A 10,032-nucleotide genomic window follows, 5' to 3' on the forward strand; every position below is an offset into this window, starting at 1 on the left:
AACTCTTCGATACTTTTGTGTGGTTCTAGCTTTAACAATCTCGGCATGGCGATCGCCCAACTCTTACTATTCATCCCTTAATTTATCAGGTTTAATTTTTTTATACCGATGCTACCGGATTTGATATGATATAGAATCCGGTTATATAATATATGCTTATAATTCTATAATTAGTTCAATCTCCCCTACTCCCCTACTCCCCACCCCCAAATATATGATAAGTATTCAACCGGATTTGATATAACAGGACTTGGGCAAAAAAAATGGCCTGTATCATTGCCAAGCCAATATTGAGTAATCATCATCTTGTAGGAAAATTGATCGAGTGGCGATCGCTAAAAAGGCGTTGGTAAATTCAAAGATAAATCAGGCAGGAACAGTTACATCTCCAAACTTGAGATAATGAATTAAAAGTCTTATGGAATGCTTCAGCATCTCTACAGAGAAAGGAGTAGCACAATGTTTTCTGGTGCAGTCGAGCGGGGGTAGTGTCGTAAACGAGTATTTTCTCCTTCCACCCTCCTCATTTAGGTCTTAGTGATAATTTGGTCTTGCTCAGGAATAAAGACTTTATAAACAGGATTCCCATCACTGACCCAGAAATCGCATTTCCAACAAGCGTTAGCAATCGCTTGCCAGAGCCAAATAAAAGTTTCAGAACTACGGTTTCCGATGACCCAACCGACAATCCCTGGCCGAAAGTGGTCTACCACTGTCCAAATCCAAACTTGATTTTTTTTTTGAGACAAAAGTTTGTAACTCATCCAATTCTCCAACTTCTGGGATTACTTCTGAGTCATAAATATCAGGTAAAAGTTTTCCTACCTGTCTGACCCAATTAATAATTGTGCCATGGGCAACCCCAGTAACTCAGCTAATCCCCTGGAACCCCATACCATTGACATAAATTTCTCTTCATAAAGCTTTGGTATCCAGGCTATATCCAGGTTTGTTATAGACTTCTATAAACTGGCGACCACATCTAACAATAGATAATTTTGCTTGTCTCCTCGATGACCATTTTTGCGGATATGTTTACTAGCACACTCTGGGCATTGCATAGGCTAACTTTAGCTCCAGCACTATCTACATATTCCATTTTGCCCTACCCATCCTATGAGTAGATTACTCAGTTCATCTTTCCATTTACCAACGCCACTAAAAAATTCTACCAGTTATTTCCAACTTAAGTAGTTGCTTTTCTAACTCGGTCTGCATAGTCTTGAGGACGAAATTTCCTAAAACTTTGCAAAGCAAATTGTCGTAAATTTAGGGGTAGGTAAGATAATACTAAAGCAAATCTAGTCTTGAATGAAGTTCCTAGCATTTGGCTTGATTCTTGTAATAACTCTCTCCCTTTAACACTTTCACCCTTTTCAATTAATCTAATTCCTAGATTCTGTTTCGTATCTGCTAACTTAAATAAACGTGATTTTTCCAATTTCTGATCGTCAAATTTATAACTATTAATACAGAAAGTTTTAGCAGATAAAAAGTGAATATCTTGTTTTAAACTGGTTTGACGATTATGAAAACGATATTCCATGAGATATTCTGGAATAAAATATCCAACTTTTCCGATTACTGCTAATCTGACTAGCAAATCAAAGTCTTCACATCCATCTGCTTCAGGCCGCATATAATCAACTTCTTGTAGGCAAGAACGACGAAACAAAGTTGAACCCACCTGCAAACTTTGGTATTGAAATGTTTCTTTAAGCAAGTTAGGGATAATTCCTTGCTCCAACTTATCCTTTCCCCACTTAGCCGCATTCTCTCTCGTGGCTACTTCCTCCCGTTCACTTTTTTCATTAATAACCCAATGACTTGTACAGACAAAATCTACATTTTGCATCTCATCTAATACTGCCACAGTTTTCTCTAAAAATTCTGGAGTCAAGGCATCATCATCATCAAATTTGATAAAATAATCCCCTGTAGCAGCATCAAAACCAGAACGCATATTTTTACTACGTCCAATATTTTGAGGATGCTGAATATAGTGAATTCTAGAGTCATTCCACTGACTAACTACTTCAGCAGTATTATCTTTTGAGCCATCATCAGTTATGATTAATTCAAAATCATCATAAGTTTGATTCAAAACACTATTTACTGCATAAGGCAGCAAATTTGCTCGGTTATAAGTGGGAATGCAAACGCTAACTTTTGTCATAATAAATTACATAATTTATGAAATAATTTTAATAGATAATTAACCCAATATTGAATGATAACTAATGGTGAAATTTTTGCTAATTTTTACTTAATTAATTAAAGATTCTGTGCCGGGAATATGACCAAATATTCGCTCTGAATACTCCAATACTTCCCGATTGAAAAACTGCTTGTATTGAGGATCATCAGATACTTTTTGCCATCGGTTTAAGACATCCATTGATGTTGCTTTGCCATTAAATTCTTTTCCTTCAAACGAACTACCGCCACCAAAACTTGTTACCTTATCAATGCCTGCATCAGAAAATTCCATTTGCAGTTTCTCAGCAATGTTTCGCCGATATTCAACATCAGCAAACCATTGATTATAATTTATACAAATTTTGTTGTGCTTGAGATAATTTGTTTCTCCTAAATATTCTTTTGCATAATCTAGCCACAAATCAATCATGGTTTTATTCGGAGAATTTACTGATAAAAAATATGCCACCTTAGAAGATATCTTTAGTCTACTTGCAAGCAGATTAAAAGGGTCTCTAATAATAAGTATATCGTACCTAGTAGCACTTTTTCCTAAGTATATATCGTGGTTACGTTCAAATTTATCATTTGCTATCTGCTCCAGGGGAAAATCTTCATAGCTGTAAATCAAACAATCTCTTTTAATAAAATTTCCTTTAGCTTGTTGGCGGTTATGTTCTATTGCCCATTTATGTTCTGGAAATTTATCTCGTAGATTTTCATACTTGTACCGATAGGGGTTTTGATTAGCTAATACATTATTAATAAATCCTACATCACTATTCTGTTGACTTTTAACCCAGTTAATAATGGCATGATTCCCACTGCGTTTCATACCTGCCACTCGAATTTCCTTTTGATTAACTATTTCTGAAAGTTTGTGTTGCTGGGTAATAATTCTGATCACATCTTCCAGATTATGTGCTACAAAACGCTTACCTTTCTTCAAGGCTAGATTTGGTTTTTTTAATGCCTTAACTATATTTGACTTTTCCACCATAAAATCTATTTGTAAAATTAAAATATTTAAAATCTAACTAAAATTAATAATATAGTAATTCCCAAAAAGTGGCAGGTACAAAATTCCTTGGTTTTAGGGAGTAGGGAGTAGGGAGTCGTAATTCTCGTTCCGTAGGAATCGATAAAGAAGAAAAACAACTGTACCTCATTAGCTTGGGAAACGCTATATAATATTGCCATTAAATATAATAAATTACCTGTATATAAAGAAAAATCTAGGGGAACTTACAAACTTTATGCAAATCTTAATGCTTTCCTCCACCTTTCCTTATCCTCCCAGTCGAGGTGGTACGCAAGTTAGAACTTTTAATCTACTCAAATATTTGAGTCAAAAACATTCTGTTACTTTATTAACACAACTGTCTCCAGATGTCAATGATTCAGAAATAGATTCATTGCGATCTTATGTAGAAGAGTTGGCCGTATTTCCGCGCCCCCAAGAACCAACAAAAGGAACATTAGTAAAACTAAGACGTTTTAGTAATTTTCTGATTGAAGGTACTCCACCAAGTGTTCTTTCGATATATTCGCCAGCAATGCAAAATTGGGTGGATGAGTTTGTGGCAGCAGGTAAATGTGAGGCCATTACTTGTGAACATTGTGTGAATGAAATTTATATTCGCCCTCAATGGCAACAACAACTAAAAACTCTAGTTAATGTCCATAGTTCGGTTTATGGTACTTGTAAGCAACAGTTAGAAACTGGTACAGCAGAAAAACCATTGCGAGATAGACTGAATCTTCCCTTACTGCTTCGTTATGAAAAACGCTACTGCTCAAAATTTTCCTGTATAGTCGCAACAACTGAGGAAGACGGGAAACAACTGCAAGAGTTTAACCCCAATAGTCAAATATCAGTTATTCCGAATGGAGTAGATTTTACTCAGTTTCCCTATCGAAGTAACGACCCAGAGGGACATCAATTAATTTTTGTGGGAGCTATGGATAATTTTCCTAATATTGATGCGGTTAGGTTTTTGACTTTGGAAATATTACCTAAGGTACAAGAGCGTTATCCTGATACAACTTTAGCTCTGGTAGGGGCGAGACCAGTACCAGAAGTGCAGGAACTTTCAACTCGCCCAGGAGTAAAAGTTACAGGTCGCGTACCTTCAATGGCAGAATATTTACATCAAGCAACTGTTTGTGTGATTCCGATGCGTACTGGTTTTGGAATTAAAAATAAAACTTTAGAAGCAATGGCAGCAGGTACGCCTGTTGTGGCCAGTGACCGTGGTTTAGAAGGTCTAGCAGTTGATGGTGCAAATACACCACTAAAAGCATTAAGAGCAAATCAAGTAGCAGAGTATGTAGAGGCCATTAGTCACTTATTTGAGGATGGGCAGTTGAGACAAACGTTGTCAGAAAATGGGCGATCGCTGATAGAAACGGAGTATACTTGGGAAGTTCAAGGTCAGCGCTATGAGCAGGTATTGCTAGGATGATGAAAAGGAAGATTCAAGGTTCCAAAGTCAGTTACAATCAAGCTAAGTTTCCCAAAGTTGCTAAAACAGCTCAGAAATCTTATTATCCTAGAAGTAAGAAAACTCTACAAATTAGCCGGATAACTTCTGTCCCTAAATCTAGGCATCAGAGGAAATTATCTAAATCTCAAAAGTTTTCTTTAAAATCCTTACCTTGGAAAAAATGGATTGTTGAATGGGCAGGGGTAAGTTTATTATTTGGTGGCTCTGGTTTCATGGCAATGGGGGCATGGATTAGTGTAAAGTTAATTTCCGATCCGAATGCTATAGTCTGGTTTAATCAATCATTACCACAGTGGACTCAATTTTATATATCCGGGAATAAATCTTTGCAAACTCTTGAACAAATTAAAGGTAGTATCAAAGAGGGAGGATTTAGTACCGGAGAAACTTTTTCTCTTCCTAGTACAACAGCAGATTCTGGTTTAGATGTATTAGTGCCAGTAATGAAGCAAATTGATTCAAGAGCTTCTTTGCCCTGTGAAACTCCTTGTCGGGAATTAGTAGAGTTGCGAGTCTATCAGTCAGTTTTATCTGTTAACCAAAGAGAAGGCAGTAAACCATATTTTCGATTAGTTAATACTTTACCACTCCAAGGTCCTGCTGAATCTTTTGTAATTTCATCTACTATTGAGTCTACCTCTGCTCCTCAAGGCTCAAATCAACCTTTACCTGTAACAACAGTACGTCGTTTTCAAGGCAAAGTTCCCACTGCTGGAGTTTGGTTTACTGTCAGTGGTCAAAGATTACAAAATAATAAGACTATTCCTTATGGACAAATTGTCAATTACAACCCCAAAAAAAATTACTTGAGTTCGATGTTGGAATGGAAAAGTGCTGCTGGTCAAGCTCCCATCTGGCAGGAAATGACGGGAGGAGGAGATCCAGAGTTGGTGGTTGAGCAAACTGTGGGATTAGATCCTGATTTTGATATTTATTGGATTCAGCCACGAAAGTTTATACTTAATCCGATTGAGTTAGAGAAAATTTCTCTTGACGAAATTCCTATTGCAGATAGCTATTATAAAGATACCTTGAGATTAGCTCGTAATGGTTTATGGTCTGGTGCTTTTGCTTTAATTCAACCTTTGCGAAAGAATTTAATGGATGAATCTCAATGGCCTGAAAAAGCACAAGCTCAATTTGATTTAATTAAATTTCATGCCAAGATTACAGAAGCTCAGGCGATCGCTTCTTGGGCAAGTCCAAGTCAAAAAGTTTTGGCTGGTTTAATTGATGGTCGTTGGCAAGAAAGTCTAAATGTGTTTGAAAATAATTTGAGCAGCACTTATGAGATTGGTAAATTACTGCAAAATGATACTGGTCGTCTGCGCAACCGAGTTGATGCTGCTTTAAGGGTAAATCAAGCTGAAACTAATGCTATTGCTTGGGGTGCTTTAATTGTGGCAAGTCAAAAGGGGCGAAGAAGGGCAACGTCGTGGTTAAACAGGCAACCTCAGACTAGCAAGGAGGCAAAGGAAAAGATTGGGAAGTTATTGGATCAACTAGATGCTGCTTTTGCTAAGAAGGAGACTATACAACAGCAGAGAATTCAGCGAGGAGGGTTGTTATGAAGTCAGAAGTCATTTCAGTTATCAGTTATCAGTACCTCATGGAATAGGGAGGCTACGAAAATACTGAAGTTGATTTTCTCTTGGTCGATTGGATATGGCGCAGGTTTCTGAGCCATCCCACCCTACGGGAAGCTGCGCTAACGACCGCTTTTTCATCCCCTTAAAAGGGGAAGCTATTTACCTTACTTTTTGGTCAGGAGTCAGGAGAAGAGAAAAAAGTATATAGATACATTTTTGGTAGTAGTGGATTGTAATTATTTTGGTTATGGAGCATGAGAGTGGGAGTATCTTGCTCCCTTAAAGGTGTTGAGCATTTCCATCGATCTGAAGTCTAAAGTTAAACTTGCAGTACGGAATAAATTTGTCAATTTGAGAGGAGCGAGAATGTCCTAATAATAATGGCGACTGCTGTAATATTTCTATCAGGACTTAAGCAAAAGCACTACATATAGTAGATAAAAACTATAGCACTATGGTATATCTAGTGTTTTTGTTGGAAAAATGCGTAAGTTCTGTCTATAATATTTCTAATATCAAGTCCGCTCGGGTTCGGTATAAAAAAATTTTCCAACTGATGCGCCATTGCCACATCTTTCTTTATCTACCCATCTCTTCAAACTTCCCACCCTCTTTATCTAATTACACGGGGTTGCACATTATGGAATGATGCTGCCAAAAATGGGCTCGGACTTTGACTAAAAAAACCATTAACTAATCATTTTAGTAATTCCCCAATTCCAAATTCAGGCATCCAAAATCTAGAATCATTCGTCACTGTGCAACGCCAATTACACTGATGTACCGGATTTGATACATTACTATGAAGGGCGACCAAACTTTTTAGTTGGGTTTCCTTTGTCAACCCAACCTACTATTTATATTATTCGTGGGTTGAACCGTCTGGCATTATTGCGCCTTTTAGGTTAGCTTTTTCCAATAATTCTCCACCTAGTTTAGCATCAGTTAAATTTGCACCAGATAAATCAGTAGAATATGTTATAACTGCTCGTAAGTCTGCTGAAATTAAGTTAGCTCCTCTGAGTTTTGCACTATTAAGATTTGCATTACGAAGGTCAGCTTTTGTTAACTCTGTTGCATTTAGTTTAGCTTCTCGCAAATTTGCATCTCTTAAACTTGCTCCACTCAAATTTGCATATCTTAAATCAGTTTTATCTAATATTGCTCCGTCTAGATTTGCATCTCTTAAATCTGCTCCACTCAAATTGACTCCCCTTAAATCAGTGCCTGATAAATTTACTCCTCTTAATGAAACATTAGGAGCAAGAAAATAAACACCCAATTTAGTATAATTAAACCCTTCAGGAAAAACAGTTGCTTCACTACAAAGTGCTTGGTTAATTTTTACCATTTGTACGTTTGCTCCTTTAAGGTTTGCGTTTAACAAATTAGCTTTACTTAAATCAGCTTGACTCAAATTTACATTCGTAAAATCTGTATTCCTTAAAAATAAGCCACTAAAATTTGCTTTTGTGAGATTTGCACCACTGAAGTTGCTTTTGTTTGGTGTTTTAGCTTGGCTAAAATTAATTCCACTCAAGTTAGATTTAGTAAAATTTACCAAACATAAATAAGTTTGACTAAGATTCACATTTCTAAACTTTACCTGTTCTAGATTTGTAGAAACCATTCTTGCTTTACTTAAATCAGTATTAATCAACTTAGCTTGACTGAGATTCGCTGAACTTAAATCAGCTTCACAGAGGTTAGTATTAATCAACTTAGCTTCACTTAGGTTTGCCGAATTTAACTTACTTTTAGATAAGTCAGTACCTCAAAATTTTGCACCTGTTAAATTAACTGATTGAAAACTTGCTCCACTCAAATTTGCACCATTAAAATTAGCATTACTCAAATTTAATTTTGAATCATCAAAAGACTTCCCACTCAAATCAACACCAGACAAATTAATCCCAGTAAAATCTCGTTCTCCCTCACTATATCTACGCAAAAATTCCTCAGCACTAACCACAGGTTCTTGACTTTCTTCTTCCTCCTCATCTTCATCTACCATCATCGAAATATCCTGAAATTCCATTTCATTCTCATCAATAACTCCAGGCAAATATCCCTCTTCTTCTTCCTCCTCATCTTTATTTACCACCATCGAAATCTTCTGAAATTCCATTTCACTTTCATCAATAACTCCAGGCAAATATTCCACCTCATCCAAACTTTTCACACTTGCTGCAAATCTGCGATTAATTTCTGCTTCCTCCAAAACTTCAGCATTATCAAAACGGTTAATTAATCCTTGAATAATTTTTATATCCGTCGTCCGAATACCCACTTCTCGTTCCAGACTTTCCTCGCCCGAAGCTAAAAAATTATGACTCCCCACAAAAGCAAACTTCTCATCACACACCAGAAAATTTTCGTGAGTTCCTAACAACTTCAACCGAAATAGACCAGGATAACTTTCTTCTAATTCTTGTAAATCTACCAAAGCATTATATTTCCAACCTTTGCCAATATTCGAGCGATCGCCTAAATATCCCCAACCAATATCTATCTGAAAATTGTGGTTTAAACAATCCTTGAATTTCTTCAGTAAATGTCGATCGATACTATTACAGTTTAACCAAGGACAAATAATAATTAATCGTGCTTGAACTGTTTCTAATGCTTCGATTAATACACCACGACTATCAGTACAGTCAAATACTAATTTATTTTGATATTATTCAGTTTTTTGCCAACTATCCGGAGATTTATCTTGAGTTTCCGTAGTCGATTTTATGGGATTATTTAAAGCTAATAATTCATCTAAACGTAGAGTTAAAGCAAAAAAATTTTCCTGTAAATTTTCGATATCTTGTGCTTCCGGTAGATGATGAAAATTTTCTATCTGCTCGTCTAAAGTCTGTTTCAACTTAACAACATATTTTTTGAGAGTAACTTGTTGTTTTTCCAGTTGTGAAACCTTGGCAACTAGAGCAGATAAATTTGATTCTAGGTCAGACATAATTAACTTGTAGAGACATTGGCAGATTCATTGTAAAACATTATAATGACAATTTAGTTTGATAGTTACTGCTCTCAAGCAGAAGATGAGAAATTATGTTACTTGAACTCACAAAAAAAACTCTAGCATTTTATTTGGAAGATATTGAAACTCCTATCGGTAAAGCTATTAACTTTATTCTGCTATTTTTGATTTTATTTTCTTCAGCTATTTTTGTTGCTGAGACTTATCCAATTCCAGAGAATATTTTTATTATACTAGAACTAATCAATGATGCTATTTTAGTGTTTTTTGCCGTTGAATATTTACTGAGATTTTGGTGTGCAGATCAAAAAATAAAGTTTGTTTTTAGTTTTTTTTCTATTATTGATTTACTGGCAATTTTACCTATTTTTCCAGGTTTTTTAGAACTGAGTTTTATTAGAATTATCAGATGGTTCCGAATTCTAAAATTAATTCGATTTCTCAAATTCAAAATTTATATTTTTCGGATTAGTACAGAAGATGGAGTGATTTTTGCCAGAATATTATTTACTTTATTTACAATTATTTTTATCTTTTCTGGCTTGATTTATCAAGTAGAGCACCGCGTAAATCCTGAATCATTTAAGAATTTTTTAGATGCTGTATATTTTTCAGTTGTTACAATGACAACTGTTGGATTTGGCGATATAATTCCTACTTCAGAAAGTGGTCGTTTATTAACCGTTTTAATGATATTAACAGGTATTAGTTTAATTCCTTCTCAACTGGGGGATTTAATTAAACAACT

General features: G+C 35.7%; 8 protein-coding genes and 2 pseudogenes. 3 read left to right on the plus strand and 7 right to left on the minus strand.

The features are described 5' to 3' along the window. Positions 1-366: 366 nt before the first annotated feature. The 3 genes and pseudogenes from F6K13_RS06020 to F6K13_RS06030 all read right to left on the minus strand — a co-directional run bounded on the left by F6K13_RS06020 (position 367) and on the right by F6K13_RS06030 (position 3,199). Positions 367-1,061: pseudogene (locus F6K13_RS06020) on the minus strand (IS1 family transposase). Between the two features lie 125 nt (positions 1,062-1,186). Continuing rightward, positions 1,187-2,176, minus strand: coding sequence for a glycosyltransferase family 2 protein (locus F6K13_RS06025; RefSeq protein WP_124147036.1), 990 nt, complete (start codon positions 2,174-2,176; stop codon positions 1,187-1,189). Between the two features lie 90 nt (positions 2,177-2,266). Beyond that, positions 2,267-3,199, minus strand: a complete 933-nt coding sequence (locus F6K13_RS06030; protein WP_124147035.1) for a hypothetical protein — start codon at positions 3,197-3,199, stop codon at positions 2,267-2,269. A 256-nt stretch (positions 3,200-3,455) separates the two neighbouring features. Between F6K13_RS06030 and F6K13_RS06035 the strand changes: the two genes are divergently transcribed. Both F6K13_RS06035 and F6K13_RS06040 read left to right on the plus strand, forming a co-directional pair. Beyond that, a complete protein-coding gene (locus F6K13_RS06035) occupies positions 3,456-4,664 on the plus strand; it encodes a glycosyltransferase family 4 protein (protein WP_124147034.1) in 1,209 nt (402 codons plus the stop codon). After that, entirely contained in the window at positions 4,661-6,277 is a 1,617-nt protein-coding gene (locus F6K13_RS06040) for a hypothetical protein (protein WP_124155400.1), read from the plus strand. Before F6K13_RS06035 ends, F6K13_RS06040 begins: the two co-directional genes overlap by 4 nt. 880 nt (positions 6,278-7,157) lie before the next feature. Here F6K13_RS06040 and F6K13_RS06045 read toward each other — a convergent pair. The 4 genes and pseudogenes from F6K13_RS06045 to F6K13_RS06060 form a co-directional block, all read right to left on the minus strand. Continuing rightward, positions 7,158-7,646, minus strand: coding sequence for a pentapeptide repeat-containing protein (locus F6K13_RS06045; RefSeq protein ID WP_275670441.1), 489 nt, complete (start codon positions 7,644-7,646; stop codon positions 7,158-7,160). Beyond that, positions 7,638-8,054, minus strand: a pseudogene (locus F6K13_RS06050) (pentapeptide repeat-containing protein); the annotation flags it as partial. The gene F6K13_RS06045 and the pseudogene F6K13_RS06050, both read right to left, overlap by 9 nt. A 15-nt stretch (positions 8,055-8,069) precedes the next feature. Further along, positions 8,070-8,741, minus strand: a complete 672-nt coding sequence (locus F6K13_RS06055; protein ID WP_124155398.1) for a pentapeptide repeat-containing protein — start codon at positions 8,739-8,741, stop codon at positions 8,070-8,072. Between the two features lie 234 nt (positions 8,742-8,975). After that, positions 8,976-9,260 (minus strand): hypothetical protein, encoded by a 285-nt coding sequence (locus F6K13_RS06060; protein ID WP_124155397.1) that lies wholly within the window; start codon positions 9,258-9,260, stop codon positions 8,976-8,978. A 134-nt stretch (positions 9,261-9,394) separates the two neighbouring features. Between F6K13_RS06060 and F6K13_RS06065 the strand changes: the two genes are divergently transcribed. After that, the coding region (locus F6K13_RS06065) for an ion transporter (RefSeq protein WP_353735638.1) at positions 9,395-10,032 on the plus strand (638 nt) is incomplete at its 3' end.

It is taken from the genome of Okeania sp. SIO2B9, assembly GCF_010672505.1.
GTDB lineage: Bacteria > Cyanobacteriota > Cyanobacteriia > Cyanobacteriales > Microcoleaceae > Okeania > Okeania hirsuta.